The following is a 16,736-nucleotide window of genomic DNA, read 5'->3' on the forward strand; positions in this document are numbered from 1 at the left end:
TTTCAGTAGGGTTGTTAAACTATGTTAACAAGCACTACAAACAGTAACTTAATATTGATTAGATATCAATAGTGTTATTTTTTGTTAATGAGGTTGATTAGTTTGGTTGCGATCTCGGTGTTGTTTTGCGATCCAATAAACTGCTCATAGCCCTGACCATAGGCGAATACTGGTACGTCAATTGCGGTATGGCCTGATGTTGTCCAGCCCGTATAGCTTGCTTCACTAATTAACTTTTTAACCGCTACCACCATGGTCTCAGAACCAGTTTGTTTCGCTTGTGTTAACAAAATTTCACGTTCACTCGTGTATTCCAAGCCACTGTCGGCTTCGAATTGAGTTTTCATGTCTTCACTGGCCATCAAGCGCTCAGCAATCACGTTTGCAGTCGCTTTTACACCTTTAACAACGTTGGCATCCCACAAATATTGGCCGTTGGCACCTAGTGTTAATCCGCCTGTTGAATGGTCCGCTGTGACGACCAACAAGGTATTCGGGTTTTTGGCGATAAAATCTTTCACTGCACTGATCGCGCCAGCGAAATCATCCATTTCAGCCATAGCGCAAGCGATGTCATTGGCATGCCCACACCAATCAATTTGGCTGCCCTCAATCATGATAAAAAATGGATTGTTATTTTGCTCAAGAAGAGACAAGGCTTTGCGTGTCATTTTAGTCAAGCGAGTTGGGTCGCTATCCAACGCAAAGGGTAAACCTTTTGCTGCGTATAAGCCGATCGCAGGTACTTGCTCGATATCGTTCAATTGCGTGAGGTTGTCATTGTATTGATAACCCGCAGCGACAAATTCATTGATTAGGTTTCTGTCGTCACGAATAAAATACTGCGTGCCACCACCGAGCATTAAATCAACTGGCATCTGACCTTTGATTTTGTTATCCACATAGTCGTTTGCGATGTCATTATAGTTACCGCGCGCTTCGTTATGCGCAGCGAAGCTCGCTGGAGTAGCGTGGTTGATTTGCGACGTGGCCACCAGTGCTGTTGTCATACCTCGTTCCTTGGCATACTCCAACATGGTTTTTAGCTGTTCTTTGTTCGTGTCAACGGCAATAGCGCCGTTATAACTTTTCGTTGCTGTTGCAAGTGCTGTAGCCCCAGCTGCACTGTCAGTAACATAGGTGTCATCATCAGGATAGGTGTGTGCTGAACCAACTAAAATGCTGTCAAACACGGTTGGGTCAACCACTTTGGTTTGTGGGTCATCCTTAAAATAACGATATGCGGTAGTGTAGGCAGGACCCATGCCATCACCAATCATGTAGATAATGTTTTGCGGTGCAGTTTGTTTTGCTGATGCTAAAAAGCTTGCGAGTGATAACGCGACTAATGTTATTGTACGTGCCATATCTATATCCTGTTGTCTGATAACGGCATCTTATACTGGCAAACTCAGAAATAAACAGCTTTGCGATGAATAAGGAATGGTTTTGTACTCATTTTCGATAAAAACACGAAATTTAGAGTTAAAAGGCTTAGCGAATACGCCGACACCCATCGGCTCTCATGAGCATGACATTGTGATTGCACTGCATGGTTGGCAAGACAATGCTGCGAGCTTTGCCCCTTTGATGTCATCAATGCCTAATGATATCCCAATGTATGCGTTTGATTGGCCAGGGCATGGGGGCTCAGATTGGCGAGGCGATGACGCGCACTATTATTTTGTGGATTACGTTGATGACTTAAACCAAGTCATTGAACAACTCTCGGCCAAGCGTATTCACTTAGTTGGGCACTCCATGGGGGCGATGGTCGCGTCGTTATTTTGCGCCTGCTTTGCTGATAAAGTAGCCAGTCTCACATTGATTGAAGGTATTGGCTTGTTGAGTGCCACACCCGTTGAATTGAAGTCTTTGCTGCAAAGAGCGTTGGTACAAAGAGGGCGAGAAGCAAAAATGAGGGTCTATGACTCAGAGCATGCACTGATTTGCCGTCGCGAGGCTGTGAGCGATTTTGACTATGATATTGCCGCGCAATTAATGCAACGTAACATCGCTGTCGTTGCCAATGGCGTGACGCTAACAACCGATCCTAAGATTAAGCACTACTCAGCATTTCGATTTAGTGAAAGCCAAGCCCATGCCTTGTTGGATGATATCTGTATTCCCACATTATTTATTAAAGGGATTGATGGTTACCAACAAGTCAAAAATAATGAAGTATTATTTTCTCATCATTACAGTAATTTATCTGTTCAAAGTATTGATGGCGGGCACCATTGTCACATGCAAAATGGTGCGCAATGCGCGCGCCTTATTGGTGCACATTTGCGTCAAAATGGCGCAAGATAATTGTAACTACACAACAAATGTGGGAATATCTGACAAAATTAGAGCTTTTGCTCGATTGTTATCAATTTCAACTTAGATTAAGGTTAGTAATGCTGTAGGTAGCAAAATGGTTATCTATGTGGGCATTAGTTTGGCGTCGCGCTTAATCACGCCGAGACTTGCGTAATCTGTTACGTCAAAACCCATGACTTCTAAGAGAACATTATAAGAAAAATTAATAGGAGCCTAGTGTGGAGAAAATCTGGCTTAAGCGTTATCCGAAGGGTTGTCCAGAGACCATCGATCCCGCTCATTACGATTCATTACTAACACTGTTTGAAAAGTGTTTCAGTGATTTTGCCAATTTGCCTGCATTCCAAAATATGGGTGTGACGCTGAGCTATCAGCAAATTGACGAAGCAACGAAAAAGGTTGCGTCATACATCAATAACGATCTTGGTCTAAAGCCAGGTTCAAAAGTCGCCGTGATGATGCCCAACTTACTGCAAACGCCTATTAGTATTTTGGGTGTGTTACGCGCCGGTTGCGTCGTGGTTAATGTGAACCCTCTGTACACTGTCAGAGAGCTTGAGCACCAGCTTAACGACTCGCAGGCGGACGCTATTTTTATCCTTGCTAACTTTGCCCATACGCTGGAAAAAGCCATTGCTCAGACTCAAGTCAAACATGTCATTGTCACAGAAGTTGGCGACATGGTAGGTGGTATTAAAAAGCACTTGGTAAATTTTGTTGTTAAGCACATCAAAAAGATGGTGCCAGCGTATAGCATCAACAACACCATTGCGTTTAGCGACGTGATGAAAAAAGGCGATGCGACTGCCTATAAACGCCCACAGGTGACCCTTGATGATCTTGCCTTTTTGCAATACACCGGTGGCACCACTGGCGTGTCAAAAGGTGCCATGCTCACTCATGGCAACATGGTTGGAAACCTCGAGCAGGTTTCGGGTTGCTTAGACAATATATTGGTTCGTGGTGAAGAAGTCGTCGTTACTGCATTGCCGCTGTATCACATCTTTGCACTGACGGCGAATTGCCTTACGTTTATGAAGTACGGTGGTAAAAACCTGCTAATCACTAACCCGCGCGACATGAAAGGCTTTGTCAAAGAGCTGAATGACAATAAGTTCACGATTGTTACCGGCGTGAACACCTTATTCAACGGATTGCTCAATACTGAGGGATTTGCTGACGTCGACTTTTCTAATTTAAAAATGTCATTAGGTGGCGGCATGGCTGTACAGCGCCCTGTGGCAGAGCAGTGGCAAAAAGTAACAGGCACGCGCTTGGTTGAAGGTTACGGCCTAACAGAGTGCTCGCCTTTGGTGACTGTAAGCCCTTATGACTTAGACGGTTACAATGGCTCTATCGGTTTACCTGCACCGAGCACAGACATTAAGTTGATGTTAGAAAACGGCGAAGAAGCACCGAAAGGCGAACCAGGAGAGTTATGGGTGAAAGGCCCACAAGTCATGAAAGGGTACTACAACCGCCCTGAAGCGACTGCTGAGTGCTTAAAAGATGGTTGGTTCGCAACGGGCGATATTGCCACATACGATGATGAAGGTTTCTTCTACATTGTTGATCGCAAAAAAGACATGATTTTAGTCTCTGGCTTTAATGTCTTCCCAAATGAAATTGAAGAAGTCATTGCTGAGCACAGTGGTGTGCTTGAAGTTGCCGCTGTTGGTATCCCTCACGAGGTCAGCGGTGAGCAAGTGAAAGTTTTTGTTGTGAAAAAGGACCCCTCGTTAACAGAAAAGGATATAATCAAGCACTGTCGTGATAATCTCACCAACTATAAAGTGCCTAAGTTGGTTGAATTCAGAGATGAATTACCTAAGACTAACGTAGGTAAGATACTGCGACGCGCACTGAAAGACGAACAAAAATAAAAAATAACAAGCCGGCATTAGCCGGTTTGTTTTTGAGGAGCAAAAGTGGAATATCAGTTAATTACTGAGCAGCATGTGCTGAATGATTTTGTTGAGGCAATTGGCAACTCAGAAGTGTTAGCGATAGATACAGAGTTTATGCGTCGCCGTACGCTCTATCCAGAAATAGCCTTGCTGCAGGTGTTTGATGGACGCCACCTTGCCCTGATTGACCCTCTTTGCGAACTTGATTTCGCCCCTTTATGGGAATTGCTAAAAAACCCAAACATTCTCAAGGTATTACATTCACCTTCGGAAGATATCGAAGTCTTTCAAAATTTTGCAGGCTTCGTACCCTCACCATTATTTGACACCCAGTTTGCTTTACAACTATTGGGCTCGGGAAACTGCGTTGGCTTTGCCGCTATGGTTAAAGACATTCTTGATATTGAAATCGATAAGAGTGAATCGCGTACTAACTGGTTACAACGGCCGTTGCGTGAGAGCCAACTTGAATATGCGTCTGCGGATGTGGCTCACCTTTTACCGTGCTTTGAAAAAATTGTGGCGCAAATTAATGAGCGACAATGGTTTGATATTGTTATCGCAGAGTCACAGTTAATCGCTCAAAAGCGGGCATTTCAAACCCCTGATGAATTGCTATACCGAGATATAAAGGGGGCATGGCAATTGGGAGGGCGCGATTTAGCGGTACTCAAGGAGTTGTCAATTTGGCGTCGCGAAAAAGCACAGCGAAAAAATTTAGCACTTAATTTTGTCGTCAAAGAAACCAACATGGTTGAAATCGCAAAACGTCGTCCAAGCTCGTTAAATAGTATGCGCAACATCCCCGGTGTGGATGCCATGGAAGTGAATCGCTCTGGCAAGGAAATGCTCGCGTGTATAGAACGTGGCAAAGCCGTTAGTGATGAACAATTGCCACAAAAAGTGCTGCGTTTAATGGATTACCGAGGTTATAAACAAGCCGCAAAAGACATTAAACATAAGATAGCAGCAGAGAGTAAAGAAACCGGGATCCCCGCGGATGTATTTGCTAGTAAAAAGCAGATAAATCAGTTAATTAGCTGGAGTTGGAAGCACGATGAGACTGAGCGGGCAATGCTGTTTGCACCTGATATATTGCAACCGTGGCGCGCTCAATATCTCACTGGCGCGCTAAAGGATTGGTTGCCAGAGCCCAAGTAGCCGTTAATAGTCAAATTGGACATACCCGTGCTTAAGATTATCTTTTAAGTACATGTTTTGATTTTATGAGCAAAGCAATGGTTTCCAATTTTAGGCAGTGTTTTTTACCTCTTGTGTTAGGTTTATGTGCAGGTTGCTCACCAGAGCCAAAAGAAAACAACCGCACAACAACGACATCATCCGATCCCCAAGTCAGCATTGCTCAAGGTGCGGCGCTGTTGCACGATGGTAAAACGCTATCAGGACAAACAGTCGCTCAAGGCTACGGCATGACGTATTCTGACACCGCGATGGATGAAATTATTCCTGCACTGCCCATCTTTGGCTTTGCCAATGGCCAAGGTTTTAATGGTGTAACAACTGTGTTCAGGGAAGATCATGAAGGTAATTGGCACTTGAGTGTCAGCGATCAAGTATACAATCCTGCACATGGACCTGCATCTGCAGCGAGTGGTTCACAATCAGTGCAAACAGTACATATTCAATTGCCCAATGAGCCACACATTGACGCCCGTTTTGGTAAGGAAATGGCGTATGGCGGCGGATATTTTCAAATAAAAAACGACGTTAATGCCGACACAACGACCAGTTGGAATACCTCTTTTAGCTATAAGCTGGAGATTGATAAGTGGCAAAAGCAAGAATCTCGGGTGGGATCATGTGGTAACCCTGCGCTTGGCAAGGCCAGCGGTAAAATATTCGCCAGCTTTAAAGGCTCCGAAATTGAAGGGCGGGTGCGTAACTCATGGATATCAGGACAGTTTACAGATGCCGCCATTGTTTATTGCCCAAAACAATAATAAAAATAAGTACCACATATAAAGATTGAACAATCAGGTTAAAAAATGAACTATCAAGGACAGGTCACGCAGTGGCATGATGATAAAGGTTATGGTTTTGTTCACACCAACGGCCAAAATGAACGGCTATTCGTTCATATTAAAGCGTTTGAGTCTTCACATTTGCGCCCTAAAGTGGGTGACATCATCGTGTTTAAAAAATCAAAAGATAGGCAAGGGCGTCTGCAAGCAACCGATATACGCTACGCTTCTAAGCACAGAGCTAAAAAGCAAAAACCTTCCCCTACGCGCAGGCATGGTGCAAGACTGTGTATTCATCTTTGCGCACTGGCGATTATTATCAGTGTGATTGCATCCGACATTCCAATTTGGCTATTGGCGGTGTTTGCGTTGATGAGTGTTATCACCGCACTCGCATATTATCGCGATAAAAATAAGGCCCAACGTGGTCTTTGGCGGACTCCCGAGTCAACCTTGCACCTGATGTCATTATTAGGTGGGTGGTATGGCGCTTTTTGGGCGCAAAACGCGTTTAACCATAAATCTAGAAAGCCGTCATTTTTATTTGGCTTTTGGTGTAGTGTTGTTGCCAATGTCGGATGTGTTATTTGGCTTACCACAGAGCATGGGGCAGAGTATGTGAGATTGCTTAATGCCTTTGCTATATGATTGGAACGTCTAGTGGATATACCACTCAATTAAATCCATGAGTTAAAAGGCACAATATAAAATGTCTCACTCGACACAGGTTAACGAAGGATTGAAATAGCGTATGAAAGCCATTTTTGGCGTCAAAGGTAAGGAATATAAAGTAGATTTCTCAACATCTCTTTGCAAGGTACACAGGCCATCATTGATTATTATGCGCAATTGTCTGAACAAAAATATGGTTTTACAGTGTCTGCCGAATCGTCATTGAGTGTGCTACCTGAGTCTAAGCTTGCAGATGCTGCGCAACAAAGCATAGAAATATATGAGCAAGTTGCTGCACTTTACCCAAATTCAGCATACGCTTTTAGTAACCTTGCATCAGCTTATGCCAGCGTAGGGAAGCTTGAAAAAGCAATAGAATTGCAAAATATCGCGGTCGAAAAGTCCAAAGAGATGGTGCAATGGCATCAAAACAATCTTCAAAACATACTGGATGAATACCAAAAGCAGCTAGGTACAGACAATGTACAGTGACATCGCGAGATAAATTAAAAAAGGAAGCCTATTGGCTTCCTTTTTTATGCACCCTATTGTCAAAAAGTGATTATTTTTCTGCGTCAGGCAAGGTGACGTTAAGTTCTAATACCGCTAGATCGTCTTCATTTTGCTCTAGCTGTACTTGTACTGCGTCTGCGTCAATGGCTACGTACTTACGGATCACGTCTAAAATATCTTGTTTTAATTGTGGTAAGTAATCCGGTGTGCCACGTTGCGAGCGCTCATGTGCAACGATAATTTGCAAACGCTCCTTCGCCATTGAGGCACTGGTTTTTTTCTCTGAACGAAAGTAATCGAGTAAAGACACATTATCCTCCAAAAATCCGTTTAAACAGGCCACGTTTCTCAACGTCCAAGAAGCGAAACTCAACTTGCTCACCAAGTAGGCGACTGATCGCATCATGATACGCTTGGCCTGCGTCAGATTCACTGTCTAGTGATACAGGTTGGCCCTGGTTTGATGCGTTAAGAACGGCTTGTGACTCTGGAATAACACCCAGTAAGTCAATCGCTAAAATGTCGTTAACGTCTTCCACCGATAACATTTCACCACGTTGAACGCGTTCTGGGTTATAGCGAGTAAGTAGCAAATGCTCCTTTACAGGCTCAAGACCTTCTTCCGCGCGGCGAGATTTACTTTGCAAGATGCCAAGGATACGGTCAGAGTCGCGCACTGATGAAACTTCAGGGTTCGTGGTTACAATCGCTTCATCGGCGAAGTAAAGTGCCATCATTGCACCTGCTTCAATACCCGCTGGAGAATCACAGATAATGAAATCGAAATCGTTTTTCAATTCATTAAGTACTTTCTCAACACCCTCTTTTGTCAGTGCATCTTTATCACGCGTTTGCGAAGCCGGTAGAATGAACAACTTATCAACACGCTTATCTTTAATAAGTGCTTGATTAAGGTTCGCTTCACCGTTGATTACGTTGACAAAGTCATACACAACGCGGCGCTCACAACCCATAATTAGGTCAAGGTTACGCAGGCCTATATCGAAATCGATAATGGCAGTTTTAAACCCTTTAAGCGCAAGGCCTGTACCAATTGCGGCGCTTGAGGTTGTTTTACCTACCCCGCCTTTACCAGAAGTTACGACAATAATTTTTGCCATGTGTCTTTATCCTTTAACCAATGCTGATATATGAAGTGAATCTTGGCGTTGGCGAATGCAGGCTGGTTGGCCCCATAGCTCACCTTGCAGTGAATCACTGATCCAATAACTGCCATTGACCGAAACTAATTCAGCTTCGAGCTTTTGGCAGAATATTGTGGCGTCTTTGTTACCTTGCGCACCGGCAATAGCACGGCCGCGCAACGTACCATAAATATGAATGTGGCCATCGGCGATGACTTCAGCACCATGGCTCACAGAGCCAAGTACAATTAAATCACGTCCTTTGGCATACACTTGCAGCCCCGAACGCACCGTTGTCTCAACAACCATTGTTGGTTGAGCTTCAACGGTTACTGGAGCAGGGGTCACAGCTTTAGGCTGCTGTGCATCTTTGGAATAGTTAACAACGGAAAAGCCAGCCTCTTTGGCTGCCGTATGCTGTATATCGCTGCCGCTACATACACCAACGGGATTAAAGGCAAGACCTTTTAATAAGGAATGAAGTTGGATGAAATCAATATCACACTCTTGGATGGCTTCAAGGTTGATCACCAAAGGTGCGCCCGCAAAAAACTTTGGGGCTTGGGCTATTTTAGCGTCCAATTGTTTACCCAAAGCAGACAAATCAGACGTTAACAACCGCAGCACAGAAAGAGTAAAGAGATTCCCTTTTAATTCGAATAATTGTTCCGACATAAGCGCTCATACTTGTGTGGCCGAATTATTAATTATCACCAGAATCGCACCGTAATTTTGTTGTTGTTAAGCATCATTGGTGTGCGAATTGGAGTTGAGCTTTGGCCACTAAACTTACCACATGATTATTCACTCATGGTATAGTGTCAAGGTGTGTTTCGCAACAACTTAAAGGCCCTAAAAACATGCTATGTGCAGTATATAAGAGCAAGAAAAAGCCAGATACCTACCTTTACTTGCCAAAAAGAGATTTTTTTGATGATGTACCAAAGCCACTGATGGACATGTTCGGTAAACCTGTGTTCGTGATGCTGATCAATCTTGCGACTAAATCACAGCTTGCATTGGCGGATATTGACAAGGTTAAGGAAGAATTAAGCGACAAAGGGTTTTATTTACAAGTGCCACCACCAACAGAGAACATGTTGGATGAACTAAGAAGACAAAATGGAGTAGATAGTGATTAAAAAAATCAGCAAGTATTTCGCCAGCGCCTTTAAACCAGTTGCACTTTCAAGCATTGCATTTGCAGTGAGCGCAACGGTTGCTTTTCCTTCTCTGGCAAACTCGCAGATGCAAAGTGTTGAACAACAGCAAAATGCGTTCGATACCTATGTTGCTAAATTACGCGAAGAAGCGTTACAAAAAGGCTATAGCGAACAGTTGATTGACTCGGCCTTTGCAACGATAACCTTTAAACCTAAGGTGATCAGTGCCGATAAGAATCAACCTGAAGTTAAAGAAACGCTTGAAACCTACCTCCCCAAGCGCGTACCTGATTGGAAGGTTAATCGCGCCCGTGAACTCTATAAAAAGCATCAAACAGTGCTTGAAAAAGTTGCCGAGGAATATGGTGTGCAAGCGCGTTTTATTGTTGCTTTATGGGGATTGGAGAGTAATTTCGGCCGCATTCAAGGTGGCTATCCTGTGATCTCTAGTTTAGTGACGCTCGCTTTTGACGGTCGTCGTGAGGCGCTATATAAAAGCCAGTTATGGGCAGCGCTCGATATTCTCAAAGAAGGGCACATCGATCTGGCGAACTTTAAAGGTTCTTGGGCTGGCGCGATGGGACAAACACAATTTATGCCCACATCTTTCAATGCCTACGCAGTGGATTACAACGGCGACGGTCGTAAAGACATATGGACAACAGAGGAAGATGCGTTCGCATCGATTGCCAATTATCTCAAAAGTGTGGGGTGGAATGACGAGCTAACGTGGGGTCGTCAGGTCAAATTGCCGTCAGACTTTGATCACAGCACGATATTACAGCGAGGCACGCGCAGCCATTCGCAGTGGCTCGATCACTGGGCTGACTCTGAGCGCTCATTGGCACAATGGCAGGACCTTGGTTTGCGCCGTATGGATGGCTCAGACTTACCTAAGCGTGATATCACCGCTGCACTGGTCATGCCTGATGATACAAAGGGCCGCATGTACTTAGCCTACGACAATTACAAAGCGTTGATGAATTGGAACCGTTCATATTACTTTGCTACCAGTGTTGGCTATCTTTCCGATCGCATTGGTTACCCTGCTATCAAGTAACTTCAGTTAGTAATCCCCTTTGCTAATTTGGTATACTGCGCCCCGAATCAAAGGGGCGTATGTATGTTAGAAGATAAGTTTTGGGAAACAAAATCACTCAAGCAAATGAGTGAGCAAGAGTGGGAAGCCATCTGCGATGGCTGTGGTAAGTGCTGCCTCAATACATTTATTGATAGTGAAGACCAAGAAGAGTTTACCCCCACAGATATGCTTCGACCCGGTGAAGAACTTATTTTTACCAATATCGTCTGTCAGTACCTTGATAATAAAACGTGCAACTGCACGGCGTATGAGCAACGACAAGAGCTGGTAGAAATGTGTGTGAAGCTCACCAAGGACAATATTGATGACTTCTTCTTTTTACCGAAAAGTTGCAGTTATCGTCGCCTTCATGAAGGGCGAGGGCTTGCCAGTTGGCATCCGTTGTTGAACAAGGGCAAAAAGTCAAAAATGCATGCTGCTGGCATGAGTGTACGCAACAAAGTAGTCAAAGACTGCGACGTGCCTTTGGAAGAATTTGAAGATCACATCGCTGATTGGCCGATGTTTGATTGTGACTAGGGCGTGTTGACCTTTGTTGTTTGTTTTTGCAGCACGGCCTAGCGCTGATGAACTTTGTTGTTGGTTTTTTCGCCAGTTGTTGGGGTGTTTTGACAATAGCATCATCAACTTTGCAACATGACCCATTCCAAGCATTGAACGCCTTAGGTTTGAACAAAATACATACCTCAAAGGTTAACAAGCGCCAACTGTGCGTACATATTCTCCCTAATCAATGCCTTTTGTTGCTTTTGCTCAAAAAAATATTATTTTTTGTTTACAGAACAAGTAAACATGTTAGCATGTGCGCGTTTTTTAACCAGAGTATGTCTGAGAGAAAAAATTAATGAGTTTAAGCCACGGTACCACGCATGTGGAATTACATGATGGCATCATTGAAGTTGCTTTTATTGGCAGTTTTAATATTTATGGTGTGCAGGCTTTCGTCCAGAAGGTCAAAGATATTGTTTCCCAGTTAGGTGAACAAGAATTCGCCATGCTTATTGATAATACCAAGGTGGAAGGTGGGACTCCTGAAGCATACGATGAGCTCAATAGGTACAATGAATGGCTGTGCACGCAAGCTATGGTAGCAAAAGCCTTTGTGATGGAATCGTCGATGGCTATCAGTATTCTTTTACAGCGCACCCCTTCGCTGGCTAAGCAAAACGTCGAATTTTTTACCAACGTTGAAGATGCACGCCAGTGGTTAAAACAAAGGCTCGCCAACTAGGGTGGGTGCTCTTGGCCGTTTTGCTCGGCCTGTAACTTATTCTTTTGGCTAATTTACCTAAGCCCCCATTCGTTACTATACTTTTCTTTATTTGCTTGTGTATTGGCTTTTATGTTGCGTCGAAGCATATGTTTTTGCTGTAGTTTAGCTACATTACTGCCGCTGTCTGCGGTGGCTCAAAATCTGACCGTTGGGATGGGAAACTTCGAGCCATACTTTAACGCTGAAACCAAAAACGGCATTTTTACTGAAGTCGTTCGCAAAGTGTTCGAAGAGATGCCCAACTACACCATAGATATGGTGTTTGGCTTGTCTAACAAAGAATTGCAACTGTCATTTGATAAACGCATCCTTGATGGCGTGACCAATGTGCTCGACTTTAAGGAAGACGCGTGCCTTACCGACCCTGTGTTTCGGTTTCAAGATGTTGCCGTGACGAAAGCTCACCGCAAAATTGAGATTAACAGCGTGAGCGACTTGAAAGGTAAAAAGGTTGTTACATATCAAGGTGCTAAAGTATTTTGGGGTAGCCAGTTTGCAAATGCAGTAGGGTCAGCAAACTACCTGGAAATACAAGAACCAGAGCGTCAAGCGTCAATGCTCTTGGCCGATAGGGTGGACGTGAGTATTGGTGATCTGTTTATTTTTATGAACGCACTGCAAACAGATACGGAGTTTGAGGCGACGCTCGAAGATTTCACTGTCCATGAAATCTTTCCACAGAAATTCAGCTATATGGCATTTCGTGATCCACAAACGTGTAAAGCGTTTAACCAAGCGCTGCGTAAGCTCAAGAAAAGTGGCGAGTATGAGCTGATTTACCTGCGTTACTTGCAAAAGTTTGGCTATCAAAGTTAATTTCGGTTCATCAAACAATACAAGGGCAATCAGGGCCGAGCACTAAACGTAATTCATTCGCACATACCTCGAAGCGAATATGGCGGCTTGGGTAGGGTTCGCCATCTAGATTTAACGGCCCTGGATGTTCGCATTCATATTCAACCCAGGCACTTTTGAGGCGCATTACATATTCGCCATCAATAGTGTTGTCTTTGAGCTCAGTGATCACCTGATTAACAGCACTAATGGGAAACTCTAGTAACGCGACAATATCAAGCAATCCGTCGTTGAGGTACGCATTGGGTGCCAGTTGTTGGCCTCCACCTGCTTGTCGGCCATTACAAATTGCACCGACTATCATGTTCGTCTCATAACGTGTGAGCGGGGTGGTTAGTTTGCCGGCATAGGGCTTGAAGTTTATTGCCTGAACTAAACCTGTAAGCGTATATGCGCCGCCACCGAGGAAGTTCTTCAGCTCGACGGGCGTGTCATTAGTGACTTGTGCGCCGAACCCTCCGGAGGCAACGTTAATGAAGTACCGATCATTGGCTTTGGCGACGTCAATATCTACGCTATTATTTTCAACGGCGAACAGCAGCGCTGCATAATAATTGTTCGGTATAGCGCATGCCGTTGCGAAGTCGTTCGCTGTCCCCATGGGGATTATTGCCAACTCCGGGCGTGTTGAATGGGAGTGTTGCATCAGCGCATCGACCGCTTCGTTTACGGAGCCATCTCCGCCAGCAATTATCAATCTGGGTATACCCTCATCAATACTTTCGTTGACAAATCTATGCACATCGCCATATTCCCACGTTACGCGCACCGAAATATCATTATGTAATTGTGCTCGAGCACGTGATACGGCACGCCTAAATGCCTCTTGCCCAGCTTTCTTGCCATTGACGATAATTCTGACTTCCATATGTCTGTTTCCCATCGATATTTATGTTTTTAGATTATAGGTACATGGAGGCATTAAGCACAAATAACTGCGGCGTAACCAATGGCCTGCTATCTGTGTGAACTAGAACGTTCCAAAATTTATGTTGTGACGTTAATAAATTGATCTGTAGAATCAAATACAACAATAAGAAGGAGAACATTCTGTGAGTGAAATAAATCCAAGTCAGTCATTTGCCAGCGCGCAAGGGCCGCAAAAAAATTACACCTTGCCACTGGTGGCGATGACAACTCTGTTTTTTCTATGGGGTTTTATAACGGTTTTCAATGACTTGTTGATCCCAAGGTTGAAAGCTGTCTTTGATCTGACCTTCTTCGAAGCCATGTTTATACAGTTCTGCTTCTTTGGTGCCTATTTTGTTATGTCTTTACCTGCGGGTTTACTCGTAAAACGCTTTGGTTATAAAAACGGCGTGGTGAGCGGATTGCTTGTTGCGTCAGTGGGGTGCTTATTATTCTATCCAGCAGTGGCAGTGCATGAGTATTGGCTATTTTTAGGCGCGCTTTTTGTGTTGGCCTCAGGGGTTACCATTTTACAAGTATCTGCCAACCCCTATGTTGCAGCGCTTGGCCCAGCAAAAACGGCATCAAGTCGTCTTAACCTTGCACAAGCATTGAACTCTTTGGGTACTACAGTAGGCCCCATCGTTGGTAAATTTTTACTCTTTGGTGGCAGTGCAGCGTTAGTCACTGAAGCGGCGAGCGCTGACAGCGTAAAAGTACCGTATTTGATGTTGGCGGTGGCGCTACTGAGCATTGCGGTATTGTTTGCTATTTTGAAGTTACCTGTCATTGAAGAGCACACCGAAGAGCACGATTGCAAGGCGAAAGGGCAGCCGTTGGCCGAGGCGCATCATTTGGTGTTCGGGGTGCTGGCCATTTTCTTCTATGTAGGTGGTGAAGTGGCAATCGGTAGTTTCTTGGTGAACTATTTTGGCGAGGCAAGTATTGCTGGCTTAGCGGAGCATGATGCAGCGCCATACCTTGCGTATTACTGGGGCGGAGCGATGGTTGGGCGCTTTATTGGTTCTGCTGCGTTGCAAAAAGTCGCGGCGCATAAAGCGTTGTTGTTTAATGCCTCTGTGACAATTGTACTGCTACTTGTTTCTATTAACAGTAGCGGTGCGATAGCGATGTGGTCAATACTGGCGATTGGTTTGTTTAACTCTATTATGTTCCCAACCATTTTCACTTTAGCCATTGATTCATTGAGTTCACTTACCAGTAAGGGCTCTGGTTGGTTATGTTTGGCTATTGTAGGTGGCGCACTGGTTCCGCTATTACAAGGGTATATCGCCGATACCATAGGCTTACAATTTAGCTTCTATGTACCGCTGTTGTGTTACGGGTATATCGCTTGGTATGGCTTCAATTTCCCTAAACTACTAGGCCATTGGAAAGCAAGATTAGCCAGCTAACTTAATTAAGTCGTGTATTAAAAAGCCATCGTCTTATGCGATGGCTTTTTTGTATGTTGTGAATACGTATTCATAGGCGTAAAGTGCGCATAGTGATTGGAACGTTCCATTTGTGTGTCCCCGCAATAGATTGAAAATAATTGAAGTTGCTCTATACCCTCTAGAGTAATTCGGTATGCAGTGGTATTGTCTGCCATTACCCGACGGTTAAGTTCGGGAGACTCACGCAATATGTTTAAACATCTTTTCATAAGGATACAGTAATGAAAAAAGTAGGCCTAGTCGGCTGGCGCGGTATGGTTGGTTCCGTACTGCTTGAGCGAATGCAACAAGAAAATGATTTTGCTCATATTGACGTGACGTTTTTTACCACTTCACAAGCAGGGCAGTTGGGTCCCGATATCGCAGGTGAACCAAAACCTCTATTAAGTGCATTTGATATCGATGCATTGCGTCAAATGGATATCGTGCTGACGTGCCAAGGAGGTGATTACACCAATGAAGTGTATCAGCCATTGCGCGATAGTGGTTGGCAAGGCTATTGGATTGATGCTGCATCGGCGTTACGTATGAAAGACGATAGCATCATTGTTCTCGACCCAGTAAACAAAGATGTTATTGAGCAAGGTTTGGAGCAGGGCGTTAAAACCTTTGTTGGTGGCAACTGTACCGTATCTTTGATGCTCTTGGCTCTTGGCGGATTGTTTGAACATGACTTAATTGAATGGGTAAGTCCAATGACTTATCAAGCCGCCTCAGGTGCGGGTGCGCGTAATATGAAAGAGTTACTTGTGCAAATGGGTGAGCTTAACCATGTTGTTGCCGACGACGTCACTAACCCAAGCAGCGCGATTCTCGATATCGATAAAAAAGTGGCGAATAAGATGAAAGATGGCAGCCTAAGTTGCGATCAGTTCGGCGTACCATTAGCGGGTAGCTTAATTCCTTGGATAGATGTGCCGATGCCATCGGGACAAAGCAAAGAAGAATGGAAAGCACAGGTTGAAGCAAACAAAATCTTGGGTTCGTGCATTCAACCTATTCCTATCGACGGTTTGTGTGTGCGCGTGGGGATGATGCGTTGCCATGCTCAAGCGCTTACAATTAAACTGCGTGAAGACATCAGTGTTGATAAAATTGAACAAATTCTGGCATCACACAATGAATGGGTTGATGTCATTGTCAATGAGCGTGGTGCATCAAGCCAAGAGCTAACGCCTGTCAATGTAGCAGGAACTTTGCGTATTCCTGTTGGGCGCATTCGTAAACTCAGTATGGGGCCACACTATATCAGTGCGTTTACTGTTGGTGACCAATTACTTTGGGGTGCAGCAGAGCCTTTACGTCGTATGCTGAGGATCATCACTGGCTAACCCATACACTGGATATGTCAACGAAAGCGGCTTTATGCCGCTTTTTTAATGCGTGTTCCGATTTTCGTAGACTTTTGTCTGTATCTTCCCTAGCATAGCCTT

18 protein-coding genes are annotated in these 16,736 nt (G+C 44.4%); 13 read left to right on the forward strand and 5 right to left on the reverse strand.

All coding sequences use genetic code 11. The annotated features are described in order from the left end of the window. Positions 1-74 precede the first annotated feature (74 nt). Complete coding sequence (locus AAEU32_RS11975; protein ID WP_421970763.1) at positions 75-1,367, reverse strand: alkaline phosphatase; 1,293 nt, start codon at positions 1,365-1,367, stop codon at positions 75-77. Positions 1,368-1,449: 82 nt separating this feature from the next. Here AAEU32_RS11975 and AAEU32_RS11980 point away from each other — a divergent pair, with 82 nt between their 5' ends. The 6 genes from AAEU32_RS11980 (at position 1,450) to AAEU32_RS12005 (ending at position 7,378) form a co-directional block, all read left to right on the forward strand. Then, entirely contained in the window at positions 1,450-2,313 is an 864-nt protein-coding gene (locus tag AAEU32_RS11980) for an alpha/beta fold hydrolase (RefSeq protein ID WP_421970764.1), read from the forward strand. Positions 2,314-2,543: 230 nt separating this feature from the next. Then, positions 2,544-4,208, forward strand: coding sequence for a long-chain-fatty-acid--CoA ligase FadD (gene fadD, locus AAEU32_RS11985; RefSeq protein ID WP_421970765.1), 1,665 nt, complete (start codon positions 2,544-2,546; stop codon positions 4,206-4,208). 45 nt (positions 4,209-4,253) lie between these two features. Continuing rightward, positions 4,254-5,393 carry a ribonuclease D gene (gene rnd / locus AAEU32_RS11990; RefSeq protein WP_421970766.1) on the forward strand — a complete coding sequence of 380 codons (1,140 nt, stop codon included), beginning with the start codon at positions 4,254-4,256 and terminating at the stop codon, positions 5,391-5,393. A 65-nt stretch (positions 5,394-5,458) separates the two neighbouring features. Beyond that, the gene (locus tag AAEU32_RS11995; RefSeq protein ID WP_421970767.1) at positions 5,459-6,193 is read left to right on the forward strand and encodes a hypothetical protein; all 735 of its coding nucleotides are present in this window, start codon (positions 5,459-5,461) and stop codon (positions 6,191-6,193) included. 45 nt (positions 6,194-6,238) lie between these two features. Beyond that, positions 6,239-6,862, forward strand: coding sequence for a DUF1294 domain-containing protein (locus AAEU32_RS12000; protein WP_421970768.1), 624 nt, complete (start codon positions 6,239-6,241; stop codon positions 6,860-6,862). A gap of 228 nt (positions 6,863-7,090) precedes the next feature. Beyond that, positions 7,091-7,378, forward strand: coding sequence for a tetratricopeptide repeat protein (locus tag AAEU32_RS12005; protein WP_421970769.1), 288 nt, complete (start codon positions 7,091-7,093; stop codon positions 7,376-7,378). Between the two features lie 70 nt (positions 7,379-7,448). Here AAEU32_RS12005 and minE read toward each other — a convergent pair whose 3' ends face one another. From minE to minC, 3 genes are read right to left on the reverse strand one after another with little or no spacing between them, the layout of a single operon-like run. After that, complete coding sequence (minE, locus tag AAEU32_RS12010; protein ID WP_421970770.1) at positions 7,449-7,709, reverse strand: cell division topological specificity factor MinE; 261 nt, start codon at positions 7,707-7,709, stop codon at positions 7,449-7,451. Between the two features lies 1 nt (position 7,710). Further along, the gene (minD, locus tag AAEU32_RS12015) at positions 7,711-8,520 is read right to left on the reverse strand and encodes a septum site-determining protein MinD (RefSeq protein ID WP_421970771.1); all 810 of its coding nucleotides are present in this window, start codon (positions 8,518-8,520) and stop codon (positions 7,711-7,713) included. Between the two features lie 6 nt (positions 8,521-8,526). Then, on the reverse strand, positions 8,527-9,219 hold the full coding sequence (gene minC / locus AAEU32_RS12020) for a septum site-determining protein MinC (RefSeq protein ID WP_421970772.1): 693 nt from the start codon (positions 9,217-9,219) through the stop codon (positions 8,527-8,529). Positions 9,220-9,404: 185 nt separating this feature from the next. Here minC and AAEU32_RS12025 point away from each other — a divergent pair, with 185 nt between their 5' ends. The 5 genes from AAEU32_RS12025 to AAEU32_RS12045 all read left to right on the forward strand — a co-directional run bounded on the left by AAEU32_RS12025 (position 9,405) and on the right by AAEU32_RS12045 (position 12,898). Then, positions 9,405-9,686: a YcgL domain-containing protein gene (locus AAEU32_RS12025; RefSeq protein ID WP_421970773.1), complete on the forward strand. Its 282-nt coding sequence runs from the start codon at positions 9,405-9,407 to the stop codon at positions 9,684-9,686. A 106-nt stretch (positions 9,687-9,792) separates the two neighbouring features. Next, complete coding sequence (locus AAEU32_RS12030) at positions 9,793-10,767, forward strand: lytic murein transglycosylase (protein ID WP_421970838.1); 975 nt, start codon at positions 9,793-9,795, stop codon at positions 10,765-10,767. Positions 10,768-10,830: 63 nt separating this feature from the next. Next, complete coding sequence (locus tag AAEU32_RS12035; RefSeq protein WP_421970774.1) at positions 10,831-11,328, forward strand: YcgN family cysteine cluster protein; 498 nt, start codon at positions 10,831-10,833, stop codon at positions 11,326-11,328. 325 nt (positions 11,329-11,653) lie between these two features. Then, entirely contained in the window at positions 11,654-12,040 is a 387-nt protein-coding gene (locus tag AAEU32_RS12040) for an STAS/SEC14 domain-containing protein (RefSeq protein WP_421970775.1), read from the forward strand. A gap of 195 nt (positions 12,041-12,235) precedes the next feature. Continuing rightward, positions 12,236-12,898, forward strand: a complete 663-nt coding sequence (locus AAEU32_RS12045) for a substrate-binding periplasmic protein (RefSeq protein ID WP_421970776.1) — start codon at positions 12,236-12,238, stop codon at positions 12,896-12,898. Between the two features lie 10 nt (positions 12,899-12,908). On the opposite strand, the gene yegS is transcribed toward AAEU32_RS12045, so the two are convergent. Continuing rightward, a complete protein-coding gene (gene yegS / locus AAEU32_RS12050; protein WP_421970777.1) occupies positions 12,909-13,805 on the reverse strand; it encodes a lipid kinase YegS in 897 nt (298 codons plus the stop codon). Between the two features lie 184 nt (positions 13,806-13,989). Between yegS and AAEU32_RS12055 the strand changes: the two genes are divergently transcribed. Further along, positions 13,990-15,261, forward strand: a complete 1,272-nt coding sequence (locus AAEU32_RS12055; RefSeq protein ID WP_421970778.1) for a sugar MFS transporter — start codon at positions 13,990-13,992, stop codon at positions 15,259-15,261. Between the two features lie 263 nt (positions 15,262-15,524). Continuing rightward, a complete protein-coding gene (asd, locus tag AAEU32_RS12060; protein ID WP_421970779.1) occupies positions 15,525-16,634 on the forward strand; it encodes an aspartate-semialdehyde dehydrogenase in 1,110 nt (369 codons plus the stop codon). Positions 16,635-16,736: the final 102 nt, after the last annotated feature.

The sequence above is a fragment of the Pseudoalteromonas maris genome, assembly GCF_049257235.1.
GTDB lineage: Bacteria > Pseudomonadota > Gammaproteobacteria > Enterobacterales > Alteromonadaceae > Pseudoalteromonas.